Here is a 23,967-nt window from a genome sequence, read left to right as displayed (position 1 = left end):
TTCGTCAGCTGTCGAGGGCCACCTTGACGCCCGCGGTGGCCTCGGTGTTGCGACGGGTCTTCGACCAGCCGTTGCGGCGGCGCACCAAGCGGAACAGCGCACGCCACGACGTGACGTAGAAGGTGTAGCTGTACGCGGCGTAGAGCAGGCCCAGGCCGACGCCGCGGAAGATGTTCTTGCTGCGCAGGCACTTCAGCTGGTAGATCGGGCCCCAGACGACGAACGGCAGGAGCCCGAACGAGCCGTAGATCGCGAAGAGGATCCAGGCGCCGCCGGTGAACCAGGTCCAGACCTGGGCCGGATCGCCGGCGGTGGTGACGAGTAGCAGCAAGAAGGGCACCGGGTACAGCAGCGAGCCGAGCAGCTGCAGCCACGGCTGCGCCAGGTAGTACATCATCTCCGCGGCGCCCGAAGTGGACACGTGCGGTGAATCCCAGATGCGGCGCAGGTAGCGCGAGCACTGCATCGTCCCCTGGCCCCAGCGCGTGCGCTGCACGAGGAAGCGCCGCAGGCTGTACAGGCCTTCCTGGGCGACGTGGGAGTCCGGCGTGAACCCCGTGCGCCAGCCGGTCGTGAGCAGGTGGACGCCGAGCTCGAAGTCCTCCAGCAGGGAGCCGCGCCAGGGCCGGCGTTCGGCGCCGGCGATGGAGTCGAGGGCCGACAGGCGGGTGAACGGGCCGTTGCCGCCCATGGAGATCGTGCCGGTGAAGCCGCGAGAGGTCTGGATGGCGGCGATCGCGGTGCGGAACTCGAGGTCCTGCAGCTGGGCGAGCTTGAGGCCGAACGCGCGGGCGAACCACGTGCGCCCCGGCGGGCGGGTGCGGACGTTGCTCATCCGCACGTCCAGCTGCACGGCGCCGATCTTCGCGTCGCCGAAGAGGTGGCCGGCGGCGCAGACCTCGAGGCAGTTCCGGGCGGGCCGGCCGTCGGCGTCGACGACCACGACGACGACCTCGTCGCGGTCCACGCCGGGTGGCAGCCAGTCGTCGAGTTCGTGGTAGGCGGCGTTGAGCGCGTCGCCCTTGCCCGTGCGGGCGTCCGGGCGCTTGCGCTCCACGAGGTGCAGGTTGGTGTCGTAGCCGCCGTTGCGCCGCCAGACCGAGCGGACGACACGGGCGGTGCGGTCGTCGGAGTCGTCGTCGACGACCCAGACGTGCGTCCGGCGGAACGTGGTGCGCAGGTACCGCACGGTCTCGCGGATGACGGCCTCTTCGTCGCGGCACGGCACGAAGAAGTGCCAGGTGAACGCGTCCGGATCGCCCACCGGAGCCGGTTTGCGACGCAAGAAGGGCACCACGATCAGCGCGACGTACACGAGGAACGCGACGCTCATCGTCAGCGCGAACGCCTGCGTGCTCGACAGCAGGACCTTGAAACCGGCGTCGGTCACGCGGCCCGCCCGGCCTTGTTCCCGCGGGTGGCGAGCCAGCCGAACAGCACGAGCGAGAGCGCGCCGCCGAGCACGCTGACCATCGAGCCGAGCAGCGTGTGCCCCCATAGTAGCCCTCGTCGGTGCCGAGCGCGTGCACGAGACCGACGATCGTGAGAATGCACAACTGATTCACGAGAATCACGGTGATCGCGGAAATTCCCAGCGAAATAAACAGCCGTCGCGCATTCTGCAGGCGGAAGTACAGGAAGGCCGCGGTGACGAGCAAGAGTGGCAGTAGCAGGAATACCGATGAGCATTCCGGGGTCATTCTCAACCCGAACGGGGTAGCGCCGGTCAACCCGAAGTACACGGTTTCCCGACTGCCCCGATGAGGTGATGATCCTCAGGATCAGACCCGCGAGCTGCACTTCCAGTTCGCGGTAGAACCGCTCCACCAGCACGAGCCCCACGCCGATCGCCACGGCCCCGGCGACCGCCACACGCAGCGGAAACCGGGGCGCGCCGGACACAGGTGCGTTCACCACCACCACAACGACCCTCCCAGCCGGAAACTTCGGGAAAACGAACGGATCCCGCCGACAGCGCGAGTCACCACAGCCGGACCTTTCACCGGTATCCCCTTCTCAGGGATCTCCCAGCGCCTTTCGGCACGAATGGAACCTTGCTAGGGCGTTCAGGTGATGGCGGCACCGACGTGGGAAACGTTCCGCGGGAAACCACCCGATTCGGTGGTCCGGGCAGAATTGTGTGCCATTTCCGGCGGGACCACCGATATCCGTCTCGCGTGCCGACTCTTGATCAGCGGGATTCGTCCGTGCAGCGGCTCACCCTGACAAAAATCGGAGGACCAGTGAAGAAACACCTCTTGCGACGAGGCGGGGTGCTCGCCGCTGTGGTGGCGGGCATCGCCCTCGCCGGAGCGGTTCCGGCCTCGGCGGCGCCCGGCGACGGTTCCACCTACGGCGCCAATGTCAACGTCCAGCTCCTCGGCGCGAACGCGGTGAAGGCCGGCCCGCTCTCGGCGGCGGACACCAACGGCCCGACTTCGGCGTTACTGGCGAAGATCGACCTGCCCGGCATCCTCACGACGGGTGCGGTCGCGGCCTCGGCGATCCGGGACGACAACTCGGGTTCGGTCACGGCGAAGGCGTCCGTCGCGGGCGTCGGGCTGCCGTTGCTCAAGGCGGTGCTCGGGAACGTGAACGTCGGCGTCATCGAGGCCGTCTGCACGGCGACCCAGGAAGGCGTGAAGGGCAGCGCGACGCTGGCCGACGCGAAGCTGGGCAGCTGGCACCGTCGACGCGAACCCGACGCCGAACACACAGGTGAAGGTCGCGCTCGGGCCGGTCAACGTCGCCACGCTGATCCTCAACGAGCAGATCCACAACCCGGACGGCAGCCTCACCGTCAACGCGCCGCACCTGAAGCTGCTGGGCGGCGTCGTCGGCGCGCTCGGCTCGGGCGACGTGATCCTGTCGTCGGCGACCTGCGGCCCGGCCGCACCGCCGATGCCGCTCGCGTCGGGCACCGGCCTGTGGGTGGGGCTGGGAGTGCTGGCCGCCGTCGCCGTGCCCGTCGGCCTGCGGTTCACGCGGCGCCGCTCGGTCGCCCGACCCGGTTCGAGGTGATCGATCGATGTACAAGATGCCTGGTGCGGGCGTCGATGTCGCCGGTGGCGGCGTGGGCACCCTCGCCGCCACCGGCGCCGACGTCGGCTGGTGGCTCATCCTCGGCGCGCTCCTCGTGGTCCTCGGGATCGCCGCGGTGATCGCCGCCCGCCGCCGCAACCGGCGCCTCGCCCGCGCGGAGGACTAGCGGCCGGCCGGCGGCCGTCGTGGTCCACGGCGGCGGCCGCCGATCCGCGCAGCAGCCGATGACCAGCAAAAACCGGCCCGTCGCCCGGCCGGAATTCCGGGACACTCGAAGGTGTGGAGCTCGTGGACGTGATGGTGCTGGCCGGTACCCGGCCGGAGGCGGTGAAGCTGGCTCCGCTGGCCGTGGCGCTGGCGGGGCGGGCCGGGGTGCGGCCCGTGGTGGTCCACAGCGGGCAGCACCAGGGGATGGTCGAGCAGGCGCTCGTGCCGTTCGGGGTGGGCGTCGACGTGTGGCTGGACGTTCCCCCGCGCGTGGCGGGGACGCAGGCGGAGCTGGTGGCCGGCCTGCTGCCCGCGCTCGACGCCAAGCTGCGAGACCTGAGACCGGCCGCGGTGGTCGTCCAGGGCGACACCACCACGGGGCTGGCGGGCGCGCTCGCGGCGTTCTGGCTGGGCATCCCGGTGGTCCACCTGGAAGCCGGGCTGCGCACGAAGGACCTCGCGGCGCCGTTCCCCGAGGAGGGCACGCGGCAGATGGTCGCGCGGATCGCGGCGCTGCACCTCGCCCCGACCGTGGCGGCCCAGCGAGCGCTCCACGCCGAGGGCATCGCGCCGGAGCACGTCGTGCTGACGGGGAACACGGTGGTCGACGCCGTCCTCGCCATCACGGCGCGGGACCTGCCCGCGATCGACCCGGGGCTCGCGCTGCTCGAGATGGAGATCGCGGAGGCCGGGGAACGGCTGGTGCTCGTCACGTCGCACCGGCGCGAGTCGTGGGGTGAGCCGCTGGACCGGACGCTCACGGCCGTGAAGCGGATCGTCGAAACGCACGAAGACGTGCAGGTGCTGTTCCCCGTGCACCCCAACCCGGCGGTGCGCGCGCAAGTCACGAACGCGCTCGGTGGCGTCGGCCGCATCACGATCACCGAACCGCTCGAGTACCCCGACCTCGTGCGCGCGCTGCGCCTGGCGTCCCTCGTGCTCACCGACTCCGGCGGCATCCAGGAAGAAGCGCCGACGTTCGGCACACCCGTGCTGGTCCTGCGCGACGTCACCGAACGCACCGAAGCCGTCGACGCCGGGTGCGCGTGGCTCGTCGGCACGGACCCGGCCCGGATCACCGGCGCCGCGACGCGCCTGCTGGCGGGCCGGCTCCACCCCACGGCCACACCGAACCCGTACGGCGACGGCCACGCGGCCGAACGAGCCGTCACCGCCATCGAGCACCTGCTCACTACCCGGCAGGCGCTGGAGGAAGCCGCGAACTAGAGCGACACGATCTCGACCGACAGCCCCGGGTTCGCGGAGAACTCCCACGGCGCCGTCGGCCGCCCGGCCGCGACGACGTGGGCGCCCAGCGCCGCGATCATCGCGCCGTTGTCCGTGCACAGCCGCGGGCGCGGCACGCGCAGCTCGATGCCGGCGGCCGCGCAGCGCTCCGCCGCGAGTTCCGACAGCCGCGAGTTGGCCGCGACGCCGCCGGAGATCACGATCGTGCCGATCCCCTGTTCCTGCGCCGCCTTCACGGCCTTCGCGGTCAGCACGTCGGCGACGGCCTCCTGGAACGACGCCGCGACGTCGTTCACCGGCACCTCGCCGCCGGCGCGTTCGACGTTCTCCACCCACCGGGCCACAGCCGTTTTCAAGCCGGAGAACGAGAAGTCGAACTTGGCGTCGCGCGGACCGGTCATGCCGCGCGGGAACGCGATGGCCGACCCGTTGCCGAGCTTCGCCGCCTTGTCGATCGGCGGCCCGCCCGGGTACGGCAGGTCGAGCACGCGCGCGACCTTGTCGTAGGCCTCACCCGCCGCGTCGTCCACAGTGGACCCGATCTCGGTGATCTTCGACGCGATGTCGTCCACGCGCAGCAGCTGCGTGTGCCCGCCGGACACGAGCAGCGCCAGCACCGGCGACGGCAACGGCCCGTGCTGCAGCGTGTCCACGGCGATGTGGCCCGCCAGGTGGTTCACGCCGTACAGCGGCACGTCCAGCGCCGACGCGTACGCCTTCGCCGCGGAGACGCCCACCAGCAGCGCGCCCGCCAGGCCGGGACCCGCCGTCACCGCGATGGCGTCCACATCGGACAGTTTGAGCCCCGCCGTCGCGAACGCGCGCTCGGCCGTCGGCACCATCGCCTCGAGGTGCGCCCTGCTGGCGACCTCGGGCACCACGCCGCCGAAGCGCGCGTGCTGCTCGACGCTGGAGGCCACCTCGTCGGCGAGCAGCTCCACCGAGCCGTCGTCGTGCAGGCGGACCAGTCCGACGCCGGTCTCGTCGCAGGAGCTCTCGATTCCCATGATGACGCGCGACATCAGCCGGCCACCTCATCTCGTGCCGGGGTCCGCGCGGGGCGGACCATGGTGAAGGCGTCGGCGCCGGAGGGCTGGTAGTAGCGCTTCCGGATGCCGAGCTTCTCGAAACCGTGCCGTTCGTACAGGCCGACGGCCGTGTCGTTGTCGGTGCGCACCTCGAGGAACACCGGCGCCGACAGTTCGTCGGCGCGTTCCAGCAGCGCGCGCAGCAGGGCCTTGCCGATGCCCTGGCCCTGGGCCTCGGGCACCACGCCGATCGTGTGCACGCTCGTCTCGTAGTCCCCGCGGCGGCCCACCACCGCGAGGCCGGCGTACCCGAGCAGCTCGGTGCCGTCGTCGGAGCGGGCGGCGACGTACAGGTGGCCCTGGTCGAGTTCGGAGTGGAACGCCGCGGCGCTCCACGGGTCGTCGCCCGGGAAGAGGATCCGCTCGATGTCCGCGCAGCGCCGGACGTCGCTGCGACGCAGGCGGTCGAGCTTCACGGTGCGGTCACCCGTTTCCGAGCCGTGGGCTCGACGGCGTCGGGGCGGCGCAGGTACAGCGGCGTCAGCGGCGCGGGCTCGGCGCGGGTCAGCAGGGCTTCCCGCGCGACCGCGACCAGGCCCGCGGGCGACGGGAACCGCGGCTCGATGGGCACGACGCCGATCGCGGCGGCGTGCAGCAGGGCACCGTCCCCGGCGGCGACGCGCGCGGTGGTCTCGACCTCCGCCGGCTTCTGCACGTGGGGACCGCTCACGCGGACGCCCGCGGCGTCGTACTCGGCCCAGTACACCTCGCGGCGGCGCGCGTCGGTGAGCACGAGGAACGGCTTGTCGGTGCGCACCACCTCGGCGGCGATCGCGTCGAGGCTGCCCACGGGGTGGACCGGGATGCCGAGCGCGTGGCCGTACGCGGCCGCCGTCGCCAGGCCCGCGCGCAGGCCCGTGAACGGGCCGGGGCCGACGCCGCAGACGATCGCGTCGAGGTCGCGCAGGGTCACCCCCGCAGCTTCGGCCGCGGCCGTCGCGTGCGGGGTGATGAGCTCACCGTGGGCTCGCGGGTCCACCGTCACGCGGTCAGCCCGGGTGGTCAGTTCCGCCTCGTCCACGGCGACGATGCCCGCGGTCACGGCCGGGGTCGAGGTGTCGATCGCCAGTACCAGCACGGTATCCCAGCTTACGTCCAGTCCCGGAGCACCAGGCTGGCGGGCCGATCGGGGCAACCCTTCAGCCGTGTGAATCGCGTCGCAGGTGGTGAGCGTCACCTCGCGGTACGGTGCGGATCTGACACCCGCCGACGCCGTGCTGGAGGTCCTCGCCGTGCCCGATCCGCTGTTCCCCGCGATCACCGCCGGTTCCCGGAAAGAGGCGCTGCGCTTCGGCGATCAGGCCCTCACCTTCGCCGAGCTGGGCGCGGTCGCCGGCTCGCTCGCGGCCGGGCTGCCCGCGGGCCGGATCGCGGTGTGGGCGACGCCGACGCTGCACACGAGCGTCGCCGTGGTCGCCGGGCTGCTGGCCGGAGTGCCGGTGGTGCCCCTGAACCCCAAGATCGGCGAACGCGAGCTCGCTCACATCCTCGCCGACAGCGCGCCGGAACTGGTGCTGGCCGAGCCCGGCGCCGAACTGCCGGAAGGGTTGTCCGGGCTCGAGCGCCGGGACATCCCGCTGACGGGAACCGGCCCGGTGCCGTCGGCGGAACCGGACGCCGAGGCGCCCGCGTTCATCGTCTACACCTCCGGGACCACCGGCCCGCCCAAGGGCGTGGTGCTCCCCCGCCGCGCTGTCGCGTCGACGCTCGACGCGCTGGAGGACGCGTGGCAGTGGACGGCCGCCGACGTGCTGGTGCACGGCCTGCCGCTGTTCCACGTGCACGGCCTGATCCTGGGCGTCCTCGGCCCGCTGCGCCGCGGCGGTTCGGTGCGCCACCTCGGCCGGTTCTCGACCGAGGGCGTGGCGCGGGAGCTGCGCGGCGGCGCGACGATGCTGTTCGGCGTCCCGACGATGTACCACCGCATCGCGGAGGCGGTGGCGACCGACTCCGCGCTGGCCGACGCGTTGCGCGGCGCCCGGCTGCTGGTGTCGGGGTCGGCGGCGCTGCCGGTGCACGACCACCAGCGCATCACGGCGGCGACCGGGCAGCAGGTCGTCGAGCGCTACGGGATGACCGAGACGCTGATGAACACCAGCGTGCGCGCCGACGGCGAGCGCAAACCGGGCACGGTCGGGGTGCCGCTCGCGGGCGTCGAGCTGCGGCTGGTCGGCGACGCGGGTGAGGAGATCACCGACACCGAGACGGTCGGCGAGATCCACGTGCGCGGCACCAACCTGTTCACCGAGTACCTCAACCGCCCCGACGCGACGGCCGCCGCGGTCGTCGACGGCTGGTTCCGCACGGGCGACATGGCGACGCGCGACTCCGACGGGTACGTGAAGATCGTCGGCCGGAAAGCGACGGACCTGATCAAGAGCGGCGGGTACAAGATCGGCGCGGGCGAGATCGAGAACGCGCTGCTGGAGCACCCGGACGTCGCGGAGGCGGCCGTGACGGGTGAGCCCGACGACGACCTGGGCGAGCGGATCGTGGCGTGGGTGGTGCCCGCCGCCGGTTCCCAGCCGTCGGCCGGGGAACTCGCCGACCACGTCGCGAAACTGCTCGCTCCGCACAAGCGGCCGCGGGTCGTGCGGTACCTGGATGCCTTGCCGCGCAACGACATGGGCAAGATCATGAAGCGGGCGCTGGGGTGACGGCCTCGGCGCGCGAGGTGATCGCGCAGCTCGCCACCAGCTTCACCGAACTGTCCGAATGGGACGGCGTGGTGGACGGGGTGGACGACCCCATCGGCTGGCCCCGCTACGTCGAGGCCCACGCCGTCGCGGCGGAGCGCACCGGTGAACGCGAGTCCGTGGTCGTCGGCGAGGCGCTGGTCGGGGCGGCGCCGGTGGTGCTGATCGTGTGGGAGTTCGGGTTCCTCGGCGGGTCGATCGGGCGGCGCACCGGCGACCGCGTCGAGGCGGCGTTCGCGCGGGCGCGGGCGCGGCGGCTGCCGGTGGTGTCGCTGATCGCGACGGGCGGCTCGCGCATGCAGCACGGGATGCGGGCGTTGTCGCAGCTGCAGCGGATCGCGCGCGCGTCGGCGGCGGCGCGGGCGGACGGCGTGGCGCAGATCTCCGTGCTGCGCGACCCGACGACGGGTGGCGGCTGGGCGACGCTCGGCGCGAGCGCCGACGTGGTGCTCGGGTTGCCGCTGGCGCAGGTGGGCTTCGCGGGCTCGCGCGTGCGGCCGGCGACTTCGCCTTCGGAGGCTTACACGGCCGAGGCGCACTACGAATGGGGCCAGGTCGACCAGCTCGTTTCGCCGGCCGACCTGGGCGCGGTCCTGGAGCGGTGGGTGCGGCTGGTGACGGCGCGGTCCTCGGAGCCGGCGCCGCCGCCCGCGGCCGCGCGGGAGGTCGCGCTACCGGAGACGGGCTGGGAAGCCGTGCGGCTGGCCCGGTCCTCCCACCGGGCGCGCGCGGCCGAATACCTCGACACCTACTTCGACTGGCGCGAGCCCATCCGCGGCGACCGCGCCGGCAGCGTCGACGACGGTGTCCTGTGCGGCCTGGGCTGGCGCGACGGGCGCGCGGTCGCGTACGCCGCGCAGTGCGGCACCGCGACGCGTCCGGCGGGTTTCCGCACGGCCGCCCGCCTGGTGCGCCTGGCCTCCCGGCTGGGGATCCCCGTGCTGACGCTCGTCGACACCCCCGGCGCCGCCAACGACGCGAACGCCGAAGAGGGCGGCGCCGGCCCCGCCATCGCGGACCTGTTCGAAGCCATCGCCTCAGCGTCGGCCCCGGTCACCACGCTCGTCATCGGCGAGGGCGGCTCGGGCGGCGCGCTGGCCTTCGCGGCGCCGGACAACACGTGGATCGCCCCGGACGCCTACTTCTCCGTCACGTCCCCCGAAGCCGCGGCGGCGATCCTCAAACGTCCGCTGACGGAGGTACCGGCCACGGCCGACCAGCTGCGGTTGCGGCCGCAGGACCTCGTCGCGCTCGGGCTGGCACGGGGGATCGTCAAGCCCTAGAGGTATGTGGCCATCAGGTTGGTGGCAATCGGCTGGTGGGTGGGTGGCCGCCGAGTGCGCTGTGTCGGCGTTGGGTGTTGTCGTGCTCGAGCCGCGGGAAAGGCCGGTGGCTCGGTTGGTGTTGCCGGTGAAGACCTGCCCGTAGGCCCATTCGGTGTGCAGAGTCCGGTTGAGGCGCTCGACTTTCCCGTTCTGCCAGGGCAGTGCGGCCTGGTGGACTTCTGCCGGATGCCGTGCTCGTTAGGTGATCGCCCGGAGCAGGAACGCAGCACAGGTCGAGCCCTTCTCATCCGGGAGGATCTCGGAGTAGGCCGGCCGGGAGTGGTCGTCGACCAGGGAGTGGACGTAGTGGAACCCGACCTTGACGCTGCGGTCACGGGTGGCTTCCCGGTTCACGCGGCCATGGGCTCGCCAGCCACCGCCGTCGGGGATGCGGCCGATCTTCGTGACGTCCACGTGGACCAGCTCGCCGGGCCGGTCCCGCTCAGAGCGCACCGCGGCGGTTTTGCCGGCCCGGATGAGGCTCTCCCGACGTCAACCAGGCCGCTCGCTACCAACGTCCTGGCCAAACACACCTAAACCGTCGGCAACGGGATCCGCGACGCCCACGCGCCGTGCGGCTCCAGCGTCACCTCGCGCACGTCGTCGTCGCGGCGTGCCATGCGCACGACCAGGTAGTCCTCCGACAGGCGTTCCGCCGAGCCCTCGCCCCATTCGACGACGAGGGCGGAGCGTTCGAGGTCGGTGTCGAGGTCGAGGTCGTCGAGCTGGGCGAGGTCGCCGCCGAGGCGGTAGGCGTCGACGTGGACCAGCGGCACGCCGGCCGGGCCGGCGCCGTGGACGCGGGCCAGCACGAACGTCGGGGAGCTGACGCGGCCGCCGACGCCGAGACCGTCGGCGATGCCGCGGGTGAGCGTCGTCTTGCCGGCACCCAGCGGACCGGCCAGCAGCACGAGGTCGCCCGCGCGCAGGGACGCGCCGAGGGACCGGCCGAAGGCCATCGTGTCCTCAGGGGTCGCGAGAAGGAACGTCACCGTGTCCACCACCAGTTCCGCCGGTTCGGTGCGGCGCCGCCGGAGCAGCGCTGCAGGAGATCGATGAGATGGCCCGTCACGAGGTCGGGCTGTTCGAGCTGCACCATGTGCCCCGCGCCGCGCACGCGCACCAGTTCGGCCTCGGGCAGCTCGGCCGCGATGCGCTCGGCGTGCGCGAAAGGCGTGAAGCGGTCGGAGTCGCCGCCGATCACGAGGACCGCGGCGTGCTTGAGGCCGGCCAGCGCGGCGTAGCGGTTGTGGCTGCCGAGCGTGTCGACGAAGTTCACCAGGCCCCGCACGGGCGTCACGGCGAGCATTTCGAGCATGAAGTCCACCAGCCGCGGCGACACGTCGCGGCTGCCGAACGCCAGGCGGCGCACGGCCTGGCGCTCCAGCTGTCCCCCGGCGGCGCGCACGAACTCCACGAGCCCCGGCTGCCAGCCCGCCAGGTTGCCGACGCCCTTGGTCAGCGGGTTGTACTTCGACAGCAGCGAACGCGGCAGCCCACGCGCCCCGACCTCACCCGCGGCCGTCGCGATGAACACCACGCCGCACACGCGGTCCTCGAACAGCTCGGGCCGCTGCGAAGCCAGCTCCATCACCACCATGCCGCCCATGGAGTGTCCCATGAGGACGATCGGACCGTCGGGCACGACGGCGCGCAGCACGCTGTCGAGGTCGTGCGCGAGCTGCTCGATGGTGCTGTTCTCCGCCGTCGCCGCGCCGGAGAGGCCGTGGCTGCGGTGGTCGTAGTAGACCTGGCGCACGCGCGGCACCTTCAGCGCGGCGATCGCGCGGCGCTGGAAGTGCCACGACTTGCGGGACAACGCGAACCCGTGCACGCCGACGAGCGTCAGCTCCGCTTCGCCGCCGTCCTCCGGGTCGATCTCCTCGACCGAAAGCGGCGTGCCGTCCTCGGCCGCGACCGTGAACGCGCGGTCGGGCTTCAGCTCGCCCAGCGGCTCGTCCACGAACTGGTCCTCACTCTGCCTGCGTTGCTGCGCCGCGACGATGGCCGCGGCGGCCGTGCCGGTGGCGACGGCGCCGAGCCCGCCGACGATCGCCCACAGCCGGTTCGACGGCCTCACGGCTGCTCCCCCACGTACCGCCGGCGCACGCGCGGCCGGTACATCGAGGTGACGATCTCGTAGTCGATCGTGCCCAGCGTGTCGGCCCACTCGCGCGCCGTCGGCTCACCCGAGCCACCGGCGCCGAAGAGCACGACCTCGTCGCCGACGGCCGGGGTGTCGTCACCGCAGTCGACCACGAGCTGGTCCATGCACACGCGGCCCGCCACCTCGCGCCGGCGCCCGCCGAGCCACACCTCCATGCGGCCCGACAGCGACCGCGGCACCCCGTCGGCGTATCCGGCGGGCACGAGCGCAAGCGTGGTGTCGCGCTTGGTCGTCCACGTGTGTCCATACGAGACGGACTCGCCCGCCGGCAGCCGCTTCGTGAGCGCCACGGCCGCGCGGAACGTCATGGCCGGGCGGAGATCTTCGGCCTGCGGCACGGGATTCAGCCCGTAGATCGCGATGCCCGGGCGCACGAGGTCGAAGTGCAGGTCGGGCCGCGTGAGCACCGCCGCGGAGTTCGCGAGGTGGCGCAGCGGTTTAAGGCCCGCCGCGCGCGCGACGTCGTACGCGTCGGCGAAGCGCTTGGCCTGGAGGTCGATCGACGGGTGGCCCGGTTCGTCGGCGCACGCGAGGTGCGACCACACGGCGACCACCTCGACGCCGGAGGCCGTCGCGGCGGCCTCGACCAGCTCCGGCCAGTCGGCGGGCTGGCAGCCGTTGCGCGACAGGCCCGTGTCGATCTTCAGGTGCACGCGCGCGCGTTTCCCGAGCTGCCGGGCCGCGGCCGCGATGCGCTCGAGCTCGTCGACGGAGCTCACGCCGAGGTCGACGTCGGCCTCGATGCCGGGGGCGAAGTCGACCTCCGGCACGTCGAGCCAGCTGAACAGGCGCACGGACAGCCCCGCGCGCCGCAGATCCAGCGCTTCACCCAGCGAGCACGTGCCCAGCCAGGTGGCGCCCGCCTCCACGGCGGCGCGCGCGACGGGCACCGCGCCGTGGCCGTACGCGTCGGCCTTGACCACGGCCATCACGGCCGAGCCGGACGCGCGCGCGGCCAGGAGGGCGACGTTGTGGCGCACGGCGCCGAGGTCGATCACGACCTCGGCTCGCGGGAAACTGGCAGTCATAACGACTGCCAGTTTCCCATGCGAGGTGCTCAGGGCAGGCGCAGCCCGGTGGTGCCGGAGAACACGTGCAGCTCGTCGGGACGGATCCGCAGGTGCAGCGTGTCGCCCATGGCCGGGGTCGCACGCGGGTCGACGCGCACGACCACGTTCTTCGACGAGCCCTCGGCCGCGACGTCGACGGACCCCGCGAGCTTGCCGTAGACGAAGGCGTCGGAGCCCAGCTCCTCCACGAGGTCGACCTTGATGGGCAGGGAACCGGCGGTGTCGGTGGTGACCTCCAGCGACTCGGGCCGGAAGCCCAGCGTCACGGTGTCCCCGTCGGCGGCCGAGCGGATCGCCGACGTGAGCGGGACGCTCGCGCCGCCGACCTCGGCGCCGTCGGTGGTGAGCTTCGCCGAAACGAGGTTCATGGCGGGCGAGCCGATGAAGCCGGCGACGAACACGTTGGCCGGGTGGTCGTACAGGGCGCGCGGGGTGTCGCACTGCTGCAGCAGGCCGTCGGACAGCACGGCCACGCGGTCGCCCATCGTCATGGCCTCGACCTGGTCGTGCGTGACGTACACGGTGGTGACGCCGAGGCGACGCTGCAGGGCGGCGATCTGCGTACGCGTCGACACGCGCAGCTTCGCGTCCAGGTTGGACAGCGGCTCGTCCATGAGGAACACCTGCGGCTCGCGCACGATCGCGCGACCCATGGCGACGCGCTGGCGCTGACCACCGGACAGGGCCTTCGGCTTGCGGTCGAGGTACTGCTCGATGTCCAGCAGCTTCGCGGCTTCGAGCACCTTCTGCTTGATCTCCGACGCCGGGCGGCCCGCGATCTTCAGCGCGAAGCCCATGTTCTGCGCGACGGTCATGTGCGGGTACAGCGCGTAGTTCTGGAACACCATCGCGATGTCGCGCGAACGCGGCGGCAGCTGCGTCACGTCGCGGTCGCCGATCCAGATCGAGCCCTCGTCGACGTCCTCGAGGCCCGCGAGCATGCGCAGGGCGGTCGACTTGCCGGAACCCGACGGGCCGACCAGCACGAGGAATTCGCCGTCGGCGATCTCCAGGTCGAGCGCGTCGACAGCAGGCCGATCGGTGCCGGGGTAGCGCCGGGTCGCCTTGTCGTAGGTGATGGTGGCCATCGGTCAGTCCTCTCCGAATTTCGCGGGAACCCCGTGCGCGGCTTCCCGTGCCTCGAGGTGGCGGCGCTGGATCTCCATGCCCGCGGCGCGCTGCGCCTCGGCCGGCTCGTCCAGCACGAGCCGGTTTCCAGGTCCTTCGCCCACCCAGGCGGGCGCTTCGGCGGTGCCGGCCAGCGCCCACGCGGCCTGGCGCGCGGCGCCGAGCGCCACGTACTCGCCGGCCTCGGGGATCACCACGGGCACCCCGAGCACGATCGGCGCGACGGCCCGCACGGCCGCGGACTGCGCGCCGCCGCCGATGAGCAGCACGCGGCGCACGTCCAGGCCCTGCGCGCGCACGGCGTCGAGACCGGCGGCGAGGCCGCAGACCATGCCCTCGACGGTGGCCCGCGCGAGGTTCTCGGAGGTCATGTTCGCCCTGGTCAGGCCGTGCAGCGAACCCGTGGCGCCCGGCAGGTTCGGGGTGCGCTCGCCGTCGAGGTACGGCAGCAGCGTGAGCCCGCCCGCGCCCGGCTCGGCCGCGAGCGCGAGGCGGTCGAACTCGGGCAGTTCGACGCCGAGCAGCGCGGCGCCGGCGGTGAGCACGCGCGCCGCGTTCAGAGCGGCGGTGAGCGGCAGGAACTTGCCCGTGGCGTCGGCGAACCCGGCGACGAGGCCGGTCGCGTCGGCGGAGCCGGTCTCGGCCACGCCGAAGACGGTGCCGCTGGTGCCGATCGAGATCACGGCGTCGCCGGGCTCCAGCTCCAGGGCCAGCGCGGCGGCCATGTTGTCGCCCGTGCCGGCGGAAACGACCAGGCCCTGGTCGGTGTGACCGGCGACGTCCGCGGGGCCGAGCACGGTCGGCAGCTCGGGCGTGCGGCCGCCGAACGCGTGGGCCAGCACGTCGAGGCGATAGGCGTTCTCCGTCGGCGAGAAGTAGCCGGTGCCGGACGCGTCGCCGCGGTCGGTCACGGCCGTCTCCGGCTTGCCGAGCAGGCGCCAGGTGAGCCAGTCGTGCGGCAGCAGGACGCGCGCGACGCGGTCGGCGTTGGCGGGCTCGTGCTCGGCGAGCCAGCGCAGCTTCGTGACGGTGAAGCTCGCGACCGGCACGGAGCCCACGGACTTGGCCCAGACACCGGCGCCGCCCAGTTCCTCGGTGAGGTCCTGGGCGGCCTGCGCGGAGCGCGTGTCGTTCCAGAGCAGGGCGGGGCGAACCACCTCCCCGGCCTCGTCGAGGGTGACCATGCCGTGCTGCTGACCGCCGATGCCGATGGCCCGCACCCCGTCGAGCACACCGTCGGTCGCCTCGCCGAACGCCTGCCACCAGGCCGCGGGGTCCACCTCCGTGCCCTCGGGGTGCGGCGCGCGGCCGGTGCGCACGACTTCGCCCGTGCGCGCGTCGCACACCACGACCTTCGTCGACTGGGTCGACGAGTCGATCCCGGCCACCAGCTCAGCTGTCATACGGCTGCCCCTCCTCGACGTGTTCCACGGTCTCCACGGCCGTGCCGGCGTTGAGCGCGGCCTCGATCTCCTCGGTCGGGGTGGCCTCGCTGGTGATCAGCAGGTCGTAGTCGCCGACGTCGCCGTGCGCGTAGGTCGCGGTGCGGCCGAACTTCGAGTGGTCCAGCACGAGCACGTTGCGGTTCGCGGCGCGCAGCACGGCCTTCTTGAGCTCGGCGTAGTCCCGCACGGGGTGGAACAACCGGCCGACCGCGACGGCGCTCACGGACACGAACGCGACGTCGGCGCGGGTCCGGTCCAGCAGCGCCAGCACGTCCGGACCGGAGCACGAGTCGTACTCGGCGTCGTACCGCCCACCGGCGACCACGACGTCGACGCCGGTGCCCAGCAGCCGGGCGGCGCGCAGCGAGTTGGTGATGACCGTGAGGCCCGGGATCTCCGCGAGCCGCTCCACCAGCGGGAACAGCGTGGTGGAGTCGTCGACGAACACCGTCTGACCGGGCTCGACGTGCTTGACGGCCGCCTCGGCCAGCGCGACCTTCTCCGCGGAGTGGAGCGTGAAGCGGCTGGCCGTCTCCATCGTCAGCGCCGGGTAGGCCTCGACCTTGCCGCGCAGCTTGCGCAGGAGCCGCCGCTCGGCCAGGTCGTCGAGGTCGCGGTGCATCGTCATGAGGCTCACGCCGAACCGGGCGGTGAGGTCGTCGATGCGCACCTCGCCCCGCTCGATGACCTCGTCGAGGATCTCCTGCCGCCGCTGCTCGACGGCCGCGTCCGACGGCCTCGTCTTAGGCACGGCGTACCCCCGTCGGGACCCGGCTGGGGGTCACCTGATCAGAGGCGCCAGTGCTCACACTGCGTTCTTACCAGATTTTCTCGCGAGAGTTAACACGTAACTCGATAACTTCGCCGCCGACTTCCGGTTACGGTTCCCGGATGCCCGACCCGCTCTTCACCGACCCCCGCCTCGCCGCCGTCTACGACGCGTTCGACGGCCCGCGCGACGACCTGGCCGCCTACCTCGGGATCGCCGACGAACTGGGCGCCGAGCGCGTGCTCGACCTCGGCTGCGGTACCGGCAGCCTCGCGCTGCTGCTCGCCGCGGGCGGCCGCACGGTCGTGGGCGCCGACCCCGCCGCGGCTTCGCTCGCGGTGGCTCAGACCAAGCCCGGCGCCGACCGCGTCCGCTGGCTGCACGGCGACGCGACGACCCTCCCGGACCTCGCCGCCGACCTCGCGGTCCTGACCGGGAACGTCGCGCAGGTCTTCCTCACCGACGACGACTGGGCCCGCACCCTCGGCGGCCTCCGCGCCGCGCTGCGCCCGGGCGGGCACCTCGTGTTCGAAACCCGCCGCCCCGAGCGCCGGGCGTGGGTGGACTGGGCGGCCGCCGATCCGGTGGCCCTCGACGTCCCGGGCACCGGCCGAGTGGAGCAGCGACTTCAGGTCACCGGAGTGCACCTGCCGCTCGTCACCTTTCGCTTCACCTACCGCTTCCTGCCCGACGGTGCGGTGCTCACGTCGGAGTCGACCCTGCGGTTCCGCGAGCGCGCCGAACTCACGCAGGACCTGCTCACCCACGGCTTCCGCGTCCTCGACGTGCGCGACGCACCCGACCGGCCCGGGAAGGAGTACGTGTTCGTCACCCAGCGGGTGGACTAGAGCGTGGCGGCGCGGACGGCCCTGATCGCCGACGTTGAGCGGTTGCAGTTCCTGCCGGATGACCGGTGAGCGTTGGTCGGGGACCTGTTTCCCGCGCGTCACAACATCACCCGGGTCGTCTGTTGCTGGATCGCGCAGCACCGGATCCGTTGACCAACCACTTGATCATTCGATCAGCGCCTCGGCAGCCGGCCACGCCGGATACCGAATCGCCACGGCGGCCACCGAGCCGGCTTCGACCCGGTCGGCTACTGACGACGCGACGTCGCCGAACGCCATCTCAACCGGGTCAAGCACGTGGCGTGTACTCGCAACTCGCCACGCGGTCGCGCTTGTCTGCCGAGCTGCCTTGCTCCTGCCTGGACCACGGCAGTCTCAGCCGCGCCGTAGCTAGAGCGTGGCGGCGCGGACGGCCCTGATCGCCTCGGGGATGGCGTCGACCAGGCCGGACGCGGACGTGGGCACGCCTTCGGCGGCCAGGGCGCCCGCGAGGGAGTGCAGTTGCGCGCCCGCGGCGGCCGCGAGCCACGGGTCGAGGCCGGCGGCCAGCAGGGAGCCGATCAGGCCGGTGAGAACGTCGCCGGAGCCGGCGGTCGCGAGCCACGAGCCGCGGGGGGTGTTGGCGGCGACGCGGTCGTCCGGGGCGGCGATGACGGTGCAGTGGCCCTTCAGCAGCACGACGGCGTCGTACTTCGCGGCGGCGGCGCGCGCGGCCTTGACGCGGTCGGCGCCGGGGCGGCTGCCCATCAGGCGCTCGTACTCGCCGGCGTGCGGCGTGAGGACGAGCGGGGTGTCGGGGTCGCGCGCGTCGAGGACGTCGGGGTGCTGGGCGAGGATCGTGGTCGCGTCGGCGTCGGCGCAGACGGGCACGCCCTGGCCGAGGATGTGGCGCAGCACGTCGCGGCCGTCGGCGCCGGTGCCGATGCCCGGGCCGACGACCCAGGCCTGCACGCGGCCGGCGTCGGTGACCGAACCCGTCGCGACGATCTCGGGCCAGCGCGCCCGCACGACGTCGGCGGCGGGGCCGGCGTAGCGGACCATGCCGGCGGTGGCGTGCACCGCGGAGCCGGACGCGAGCACGGCAGCGCCCGGGTACGTCGCGGAACCGGCGGCGATGCCGACCACGCCCTGCGTGTACTTGTCGTCGCCGGGCCCGGGCATCGGCCAGAGTTCACCGAGGTCGGCCGGTTCGAGGCGGAGCAGGTCGGGGTCGCCGAGCTCGGGCCGCAGGCCGATGTCGACGAGCACGACCTCACCGCACTGCTGCGGCGCGAGCGCGTGCACGGGTTTGAGGCCGCCGAAGGTGACGGTGCGGGTGGCCGTGACGTGCGGGCCGTCGGCCGCGCCCGTGTCGGGGTCGACGCCGCTGGGCAGGTCGACGGCCACGATCGGTGCGTCGACCAGCTCGACGAGAGCGGCCGCATCGGGCCGCAGCGAGCCCTTCCCGGAGATGCCGACGATGCCGTCGACCACCACGTCGGCCTTGGCGATCCACTGTGGACTGTCCTCGACGGACACGGCGCGGCCACCCGACCGGGTCAGCGCCGCCAATCCCTTGGTGTGCGCCTTCTCCGGCTTCAGCAGCACCGCCGTGACGGCCACGCCGCGGCGGCGCAGGAAGGCGCCGGCCCACAGCGCGTCGCCGCCGTTGTCGCCGGAGCCGACGAGCAGGACCACCCGCCGGCCGGCGACGCCACCGGTGCGTTCGGCCAGCAGGTCCGCGATCTGCGTGGCCAGGCCGAACGACGCCCGGCGCATCAGTTCGCCGTCGGGCGTGACGGCGAACAGCTTGCCCTCCGCCTCGCGAATCCGTTCCGTGGTCCAGATTCCCTGCACGGCGGGCCTCGCTTACTCGACTGTGACCGACTTCGCCAGGTTACGCGGCTTGTCGACGTCGTACCCGCGCGAGCGGGCGATCTCGGCGGCCAGCACCTGCAGCGGCACGGTGGACACCAGCGGCTGCAGCAGCGTCGGCACGGCCGGGATCTCGATCAGCTCGTCGGCGAACGGGCGCACGGTCTCGTCGCCCTCCTCGGCGATCACGATCGTGCGGGCACCGCGGGCCTGGATCTCGCTGATGTTGGACACCAGCTTCGAGTGCAGCACCGCCCGGCCCTTCGGCGACGGCATCACGACGACGACCGGCAGGCCCTCTTCGATCAGCGCGATCGGGCCGTGCTTCAGCTCGCCGGCGGCGAAGCCCTCGGCGTGCATGTACGCGAGTTCCTTGAGCTTCAGCGCGCCTTCGAGCGCCACCGGGAACCCCACGTGGCGGCCGAGGAACAGCACCGCGCGCGAGTCGGCGATACGCCGCGCGACGTCGCGGGTCTGGTCCACAGTGGACAGCACCTTCTGCACGGCGGCCGGCATCGCCTCGAGCTCGGCGAACTCGCGGGCGACCTCGTCGGGGTACTTGGTGCCGCGGGCCTGCGCGAGCGCCAGGCCCACGAGGTAGTTGGCGGCGATCTGCGCGAGGAACGCCTTCGTCGACGCGACCCCGATCTCCGGACCGGCGTGCGTGTACAGCACGGCATCGGACTCACGCGGGATCTGGGCGCCGTTGGTGTTGCAGACGGCCAGCACGCGCGCCTTCTGCTCGCGCGCGTGGCGGACGGCTTCCAGCGTGTCGGCGGTCTCACCGGACTGCGAAACGGCAACGACGAGCGTGTCGCGGTCGAGCACCGGGTCGCGGTAGCGGAACTCCGACGCCAGCTCGACCTCCACCGGCAGGCGGCACCAGTGCTCGATCGCGTACTTGGCGACCAGGCCCGAGTGGTAGGCCGACCCGCAGGCGACGACGAAGACCTTGTCGACGTCGCGCAGGTCCTGGTCGGAGATGCGCTGCTCGTCGAGGATGATCCGGCCAGCCTCGAAGTGGCCGCGCAGCGTGTTGGCCAGCGCCTCGGGCTGCTCGTCGATCTCCTTGAGCATGAAGTACTCGTGGCCGCCCTTCTCGGCGGCCGACAGGTCCCAGTCGACGGTGAACGGCTTGGCCTGCGCGGCGTCACCGTGGAAGTCGGTGACCTCGTAGCCGTCGCGGGTGATGACCACCAGCTGGTCCTGCCCCAGCTCGACGGCCTCGCGGGTGTGCTCGATGAACGCCGCCACGTCGGACGCGACGAACGTCTCACCCTCGCCCACACCCACCACCAGCGGCGACGACCGCCGCGCGGCGACGATCGTGTCGGGCTCGTCGGCGTGCGTCACCACGAGCGTGAACGCACCCTCCAGCCGCCGGCACACGGCCGCGACGCTCGCGGGCAGGTCGCCCTGGGTCTCACCGCCGGTGTACGCGCGGGCCACGAGGTGCGCCGCGGTCTCCGTGTCGGTGTCGCTCGCCATCTCCACGCCGTCGGCTTCCAGCTCGGCGCGCAGTGCGGCGAAGTTCTCGATGATCCCGTTGTGCACCACCGCGACCCGCCCGGTGGCGTCCCGGTGCGGGTGCGAGTTGCGGTCGACGGGCGCGCCGTGCGTCGCCCAACGGGTGTGGCCCATGCCCGCCGTGCCGGCGAACGCGTCCCTGCCCACCGCGTCGAGCTGCGCCTCCAGGTTGGCGAGGCGCCCGGCCTTGCGCTCGACGTTCAGAGCGCCGGCGCCGTCCAGCACCGCCACCCCGGCCGAGTCGTAGCCGCGGTACTCCATCCGCCGGAGCCCACCCAGGACGACGTCCAGGGCCGGCCGGTGTCCGACATATCCCACGATTCCACACACGCGAACAAGCCTAACGAGGGATGTCCAGTCCCCTACTCCGGTACCTTCCCGGGGCATTTCAGCCCGGTTGACCAGCGGGGATGCACCGGTAACGGTCCGCAGTCGGCGAGCTCTGGTGAGTGATGGTGAGGGGTCGGGGCTGGGGTGCCCCGGCATCGGGGTGCGGCTGGGGTGGACAGTGGGTGCAGCTGGGGTGGGAGTGGGTGCGGCGCTCGACGGGTGTGGGCGGGGTTTCGGCGAGGCAGCGGACTCCGCGAGCCACCACCTTCGGAGCCTGCGATGAACCACAGCCCCCGCGGCGTGTCAGTCCAGCCGTATGCCGCACGCCCACCCCACGGCACAGCGCACCTCCTGCTCGGCAACAGGCGAGCCAGCGGACAGACCGGCCACGACCCACCCGCCACACACCGGGCCGGGCACCCGGAGCGGCGGACGGGCCGAGGCCCGGCACGGGCAGTAAGGTCACGCGCATGGCCAGCAAGCCCAAGCAACTGCTCGCGGAGCTGTCACACCCTGGGCCCCACGAGGTCCTGCGCGGCAACCTTGCCCTGGTCGGGCTGCCGGGGGTCGTGTTCACGCCCCGGCAGGGGCTGGGGCTGCCGGCGATCGCGTTCGGGCACGGGTGGTTGCAGCCGGCCGCGCGGTACCGGCACCTGTTGCACCACCTGGCGAGCTGGGGGGTCGTCGCGGCGGCGCCGGCGACGCAGGGCGGGCCGTTCCCGTCGCACCGGCTGCTGGCCAGCGACCTGCTGACGACGCTCGACGTCGTCACGAACGTCCGCCTCGGACCCGACGGCATCAGCGTCGACCCCGACAAGCTCGGCCTCGCGGGCCACTCCACCGGTGGCGGCTCCGCCGTGCTCGCGGCCGCCCAGGCCGCCGCGAGCGACGACGACGCGCGCCCCCGCGTGCGGGCAGTCGCGACGATCACCGCGGCCCAGACCTTCCCGTCGGCCTCCGCGGCGGCCCAGCTCATCACGGCCCCCGGCCTGCACCTCGCGGCGGAGGAAGACCTGGTCGCCCCGGCCGTCGCCCACGCGGAGGCCATCGCGTCGGCCTGGGCCGGGCCCGTGCAGCTGCGCACGCTGGGCAAGTCGTCGCACCTCGCGATCACCGAGGGTCGGCACTGGAGCCAGCTCCTCCTGCACGGCAAACCGCAGCGCCGCACGCAGCAACTGACGCGCGCGCTGTTCACGGCGTTCTTCCTGACCCATCTGACGGGCACCGACAAGTACCTGCCGCTGCTCGACGCGGACGTCAAGCGCGCGCCGATCGAGCTGACGGACGAACCCGCCGCCTAGTCGACCATCCACTTGTTGTTCGAGAAGTCGTGGTCGTCGAAGGATTCCGGGTGCTCGTCGCGGCCGGGTAGTGGCGGGAGCGGCTCGTCGGCGGGCAGGTCGGCCGGCAGCGCCAGGTCGATGGTGCGGTCGCGGTCGGTCATGGTGCGTTCGGTGAGCCAGCCGCCGGCTTCGCGGTGACGTCGTTGCAGGTCCTGGGCGCGCGTGAGGTAGCGGCCGTGGGTCGCGGCGTCACGCTGGAGCGCGCTGCCGGCGGACGACGTGGCGGTGGCGACGTGCCGGTCACGTAGCGCGCGGCGGTCCTGGTGTTCGCGGGTGGCGGCGTCCTGGGCGGCGCGGGCGGCGGCGAGGCGATCCGCGGCGTCGCTCACCGACCGCCGCCGGGCGGCTCGTCCAGGGACCCCGAGATGCGGCCGCCGGAGCCGCGCGTGTCGAAGACGTCCGCGCCGAGACGGGCGGCGCTGCGCTGCTGGTCGGGGGCCGCGCCGAGGCCGCCCATCGCGCCGAGCACGCCCACTCCGCCGAAACCGCTCATGTCCTCGGGCATCGCTTCGGAGCCGGTGCCGAGCGGGTCGAACGTGATGTCGCCGCCGGGCGCGGTGCCGAGCTCGTTGTCCGCCGGGTGGTGCTCGGGCGCGTCGAGGACGTGCTGGCCGATGTCCGAAAAGGACGATGCCGTCGTCGAGTCGTCCAGGTCCCCCGAGCTGGAACCGGTGACCGGGTCGGGCTCACCCGGGCCCGGGAGGTCCATCGCCGGGAGCTCGAGCACCGGCAGGCCCATCGCGGGCGTGTCCACCACGCGCTCCACTGTGGACGTCCCGACCGGACCGAAGCTCGTCAGAAACCGGTTCAGGGCCTGGAAATGCCCGTCGATGGCGGAGGTAGCCGTGGCGCAGAGGTTGCGGAACGCCGTGTACCGGCCGCCGAACTCCGTCGCGAAAGGACCATCGAGCCACTGCCGGGCCGCGCGCACGGCGTAGTCGTGGTCGCCGGGCTCGCAGTCGCGCAGCCGGTCGTGGAGGTCGTTGCCGGGGGCGGCGCCGTCGAGCCAGCGCGCGAGGTCCAGCAGCTCGTCCTGCGTCAGCGCCTCGCCTTGCGCCAGGCGCACCGCCCGCTGCGCGACGGCGAGCGGCGCCCCCGCGACTTCGTCGACGCGCAGCTTCAGCACTTCGTCCACTTCGGACTTCAGCACGGTGAAGACGTGGGTCATCGTCTCGGAGATGAGCTGGGCGGCACCGTCGAGCTGGTCGGCGAGGTCGTCGGGCCGGATGCCCTCGAACGACTCCTTCGCGGCGGAGGCCGCCGCGCTCTCCCAGTCGCGGAACAAGCTGGTCACGGCACCGTCCGCGTCGGCGCGGGCCGCCGTGACGGTCTCGTGCGCGCGAGCCAGCGCGTCGGCGTCGGCGAGGAACTTGCGGAAGTCGAGGCCCGCGCTCTCCTGGAACTTCTCCCGGACGTCCTTCTCCACGTCGATCCGCGCCGCGCTCGGCCGCGCGTTCCAGACCTCCGCCCACTGCGCGAAGAAGTCCAGCGCCGGTGCCGCGAGCGCAAGCACCTCGTCGGACGTCCCCACCTCCGCGGGGCCGCGCAGCGCGTCGACGGCCGGCTCGGTCATCGGTCCCCCGTCTTCCGGATCTGGTCGACGCGGTCGGCCTCCAGGTCCGCGTAGCGCCCCGCGGCCACGTCGAGCGACCCGCCGAACGCCGTGAGCTGCTCCGCGTACGCCCGCATCGCGTCACTCAACGCGCCGAACCCGCTGCGGTACGCGCCGAACGCCCCGCCGTGCACCCGCCCGAAATCCGCCGCGGTGACCTGCGTCACCACCCCGGTGACCTCCCCCGCCGCGGCCTCGAGCGCACCGCGCGCCGACCGCATCACCTCGGTATCCGACCGGTGGCCTCCCTCAGGCATCACGCGCTCCT

The 23,967-nt window shown here is 72.9% G+C and carries 22 protein-coding genes and 3 pseudogenes; 8 read left to right on the top strand and 17 right to left on the bottom strand.

Translation table 11 applies throughout. From position 1 onward, the window contains the following. Positions 1–4: 4 nt before the first annotated feature. Positions 5–1,333 (bottom strand): glycosyltransferase, encoded by a 1,329-nt coding sequence (locus tag ACIA77_RS02630; RefSeq protein ID WP_395884318.1) that lies wholly within the window; start codon positions 1,331–1,333, stop codon positions 5–7. A 53-nt stretch (positions 1,334–1,386) separates the two neighbouring features. Further along, positions 1,387–1,872, bottom strand: a pseudogene (gene xrtP, locus ACIA77_RS02625) (exosortase P). A 32-nt stretch (positions 1,873–1,904) separates the two neighbouring features. On the opposite strand from xrtP, the pseudogene ACIA77_RS02620 reads away from it, so the two are divergent. The 4 genes and pseudogenes from ACIA77_RS02620 to wecB form a co-directional block, all read left to right on the top strand. Beyond that, a pseudogene (locus tag ACIA77_RS02620) lies at positions 1,905–2,600 on the top strand (hypothetical protein); the annotation flags it as partial. Between the two features lie 118 nt (positions 2,601–2,718). Beyond that, the gene (locus ACIA77_RS02615; protein ID WP_395883997.1) at positions 2,719–3,021 is read left to right on the top strand and encodes a choice-of-anchor P family protein; all 303 of its coding nucleotides are present in this window, start codon (positions 2,719–2,721) and stop codon (positions 3,019–3,021) included. A 7-nt stretch (positions 3,022–3,028) separates the two neighbouring features. Next, positions 3,029–3,208, top strand: coding sequence for an LPXTG cell wall anchor domain-containing protein (locus ACIA77_RS02610; RefSeq protein ID WP_395883996.1), 180 nt, complete (start codon positions 3,029–3,031; stop codon positions 3,206–3,208). 122 nt (positions 3,209–3,330) lie between these two features. Next, complete coding sequence (wecB, locus tag ACIA77_RS02605; RefSeq protein ID WP_395884317.1) at positions 3,331–4,476, top strand: non-hydrolyzing UDP-N-acetylglucosamine 2-epimerase; 1,146 nt, start codon at positions 3,331–3,333, stop codon at positions 4,474–4,476. Here wecB and tsaD read toward each other — a convergent pair. Genes tsaD through tsaB form a run of 3 tightly spaced genes read right to left on the bottom strand, consistent with a single transcriptional unit; the run spans position 4,473 to position 6,663 of the window. Continuing rightward, positions 4,473–5,519 carry a tRNA (adenosine(37)-N6)-threonylcarbamoyltransferase complex transferase subunit TsaD gene (gene tsaD, locus ACIA77_RS02600; RefSeq protein ID WP_395883995.1) on the bottom strand — a complete coding sequence of 349 codons (1,047 nt, stop codon included), beginning with the start codon at positions 5,517–5,519 and terminating at the stop codon, positions 4,473–4,475. The two genes, wecB and tsaD, sit on opposite strands and share 4 nt — an antisense overlap. Next, on the bottom strand, positions 5,519–6,001 hold the full coding sequence (gene rimI / locus ACIA77_RS02595; RefSeq protein WP_395883994.1) for a ribosomal protein S18-alanine N-acetyltransferase: 483 nt from the start codon (positions 5,999–6,001) through the stop codon (positions 5,519–5,521). Before rimI ends, tsaD begins: the two co-directional genes overlap by 1 nt. Further along, positions 5,998–6,663: a tRNA (adenosine(37)-N6)-threonylcarbamoyltransferase complex dimerization subunit type 1 TsaB gene (gene tsaB / locus ACIA77_RS02590; protein ID WP_395883993.1), complete on the bottom strand. Its 666-nt coding sequence runs from the start codon at positions 6,661–6,663 to the stop codon at positions 5,998–6,000. The genes rimI and tsaB overlap by 4 nt, the downstream gene beginning before the upstream one ends. Positions 6,664–6,817: 154 nt before the next feature. On the opposite strand from tsaB, the gene ACIA77_RS02585 reads away from it, so the two are divergent. Beyond that, positions 6,818–8,242 (top strand): acyl-CoA synthetase, encoded by a 1,425-nt coding sequence (locus ACIA77_RS02585; protein WP_395884316.1) that lies wholly within the window; start codon positions 6,818–6,820, stop codon positions 8,240–8,242. Continuing rightward, positions 8,239–9,564, top strand: a complete 1,326-nt coding sequence (locus tag ACIA77_RS02580) for a carboxyl transferase domain-containing protein (protein WP_395883992.1) — start codon at positions 8,239–8,241, stop codon at positions 9,562–9,564. Before ACIA77_RS02585 ends, ACIA77_RS02580 begins: the two co-directional genes overlap by 4 nt. A 13-nt stretch (positions 9,565–9,577) precedes the next feature. On the opposite strand, the pseudogene ACIA77_RS02575 reads toward ACIA77_RS02580, so the two are convergent. From ACIA77_RS02575 to ACIA77_RS02545, 7 genes and pseudogenes are all read right to left on the bottom strand, one after another. Further along, positions 9,578–10,086 (bottom strand): annotated as a pseudogene (locus ACIA77_RS02575) (integrase core domain-containing protein); the annotation flags it as partial. A 53-nt stretch (positions 10,087–10,139) separates the two neighbouring features. Continuing rightward, positions 10,140–10,598 carry a tRNA (adenosine(37)-N6)-threonylcarbamoyltransferase complex ATPase subunit type 1 TsaE gene (gene tsaE / locus ACIA77_RS02570; RefSeq protein ID WP_395883991.1) on the bottom strand — a complete coding sequence of 153 codons (459 nt, stop codon included), beginning with the start codon at positions 10,596–10,598 and terminating at the stop codon, positions 10,140–10,142. Then, positions 10,595–11,686, bottom strand: a complete 1,092-nt coding sequence (locus ACIA77_RS02565) for an alpha/beta fold hydrolase (protein WP_395883990.1) — start codon at positions 11,684–11,686, stop codon at positions 10,595–10,597. The genes tsaE and ACIA77_RS02565 overlap by 4 nt, the downstream gene beginning before the upstream one ends. Continuing rightward, positions 11,683–12,801 (bottom strand): alanine racemase, encoded by a 1,119-nt coding sequence (gene alr / locus ACIA77_RS02560; RefSeq protein ID WP_395883988.1) that lies wholly within the window; start codon positions 12,799–12,801, stop codon positions 11,683–11,685. The genes ACIA77_RS02565 and alr overlap by 4 nt, the downstream gene beginning before the upstream one ends. Before the next feature lie 29 nt (positions 12,802–12,830). Then, positions 12,831–13,931, bottom strand: coding sequence for an ABC transporter ATP-binding protein (locus ACIA77_RS02555; RefSeq protein WP_395883987.1), 1,101 nt, complete (start codon positions 13,929–13,931; stop codon positions 12,831–12,833). A gap of 3 nt (positions 13,932–13,934) precedes the next feature. Beyond that, positions 13,935–15,374 carry a xylulokinase gene (xylB, locus tag ACIA77_RS02550; RefSeq protein ID WP_395883986.1) on the bottom strand — a complete coding sequence of 480 codons (1,440 nt, stop codon included), beginning with the start codon at positions 15,372–15,374 and terminating at the stop codon, positions 13,935–13,937. Beyond that, positions 15,364–16,167 (bottom strand): DeoR/GlpR family DNA-binding transcription regulator, encoded by an 804-nt coding sequence (locus ACIA77_RS02545; protein ID WP_395883985.1) that lies wholly within the window; start codon positions 16,165–16,167, stop codon positions 15,364–15,366. Before ACIA77_RS02545 ends, xylB begins: the two co-directional genes overlap by 11 nt. A 140-nt stretch (positions 16,168–16,307) precedes the next feature. Between ACIA77_RS02545 and ACIA77_RS02540 the strand changes: the two genes are divergently transcribed. Then, entirely contained in the window at positions 16,308–17,033 is a 726-nt protein-coding gene (locus tag ACIA77_RS02540) for a class I SAM-dependent methyltransferase (RefSeq protein ID WP_395883984.1), read from the top strand. 390 nt (positions 17,034–17,423) lie between these two features. Here the strand turns inward: ACIA77_RS02540 and ACIA77_RS02535 are convergent, their stop codons facing one another. Further along, positions 17,424–18,869, bottom strand: coding sequence for an NAD(P)H-hydrate dehydratase (locus tag ACIA77_RS02535; protein WP_395883983.1), 1,446 nt, complete (start codon positions 18,867–18,869; stop codon positions 17,424–17,426). Positions 18,870–18,881: 12 nt separating this feature from the next. Beyond that, positions 18,882–20,744, bottom strand: coding sequence for a glutamine--fructose-6-phosphate transaminase (isomerizing) (glmS, locus tag ACIA77_RS02530; protein WP_395883981.1), 1,863 nt, complete (start codon positions 20,742–20,744; stop codon positions 18,882–18,884). A 470-nt stretch (positions 20,745–21,214) separates the two neighbouring features. Here glmS and ACIA77_RS02525 point away from each other — a divergent pair, with 470 nt between their 5' ends. Next, a complete protein-coding gene (locus ACIA77_RS02525) occupies positions 21,215–22,045 on the top strand; it encodes a dienelactone hydrolase family protein (RefSeq protein ID WP_395883979.1) in 831 nt (276 codons plus the stop codon). Here the strand turns inward: ACIA77_RS02525 and ACIA77_RS02520 are convergent. Genes ACIA77_RS02520 through ACIA77_RS02510 form a run of 3 tightly spaced genes read right to left on the bottom strand, consistent with a single transcriptional unit; the run spans position 22,042 to position 23,956 of the window. After that, positions 22,042–22,416, bottom strand: coding sequence for a hypothetical protein (locus ACIA77_RS02520; RefSeq protein WP_395883978.1), 375 nt, complete (start codon positions 22,414–22,416; stop codon positions 22,042–22,044). The genes ACIA77_RS02525 and ACIA77_RS02520 overlap by 4 nt on opposite strands. Then, positions 22,413–23,660 carry a hypothetical protein gene (locus ACIA77_RS02515; RefSeq protein WP_395883977.1) on the bottom strand — a complete coding sequence of 416 codons (1,248 nt, stop codon included), beginning with the start codon at positions 23,658–23,660 and terminating at the stop codon, positions 22,413–22,415. Before ACIA77_RS02515 ends, ACIA77_RS02520 begins: the two co-directional genes overlap by 4 nt. Further along, complete coding sequence (locus tag ACIA77_RS02510; RefSeq protein WP_395883975.1) at positions 23,657–23,956, bottom strand: WXG100 family type VII secretion target; 300 nt, start codon at positions 23,954–23,956, stop codon at positions 23,657–23,659. The genes ACIA77_RS02515 and ACIA77_RS02510 overlap by 4 nt, the downstream gene beginning before the upstream one ends. Positions 23,957–23,967 lie beyond the last annotated feature (11 nt).

The sequence above is a fragment of the Amycolatopsis sp. NPDC051903 genome, assembly GCF_044452505.1.
Classification (GTDB): Bacteria; Actinomycetota; Actinomycetes; order Mycobacteriales; family Pseudonocardiaceae; genus Amycolatopsis.
Note: the sequence above shows the minus strand (reverse complement) of the source record. Positions and strands in the feature narration are given on the sequence as shown.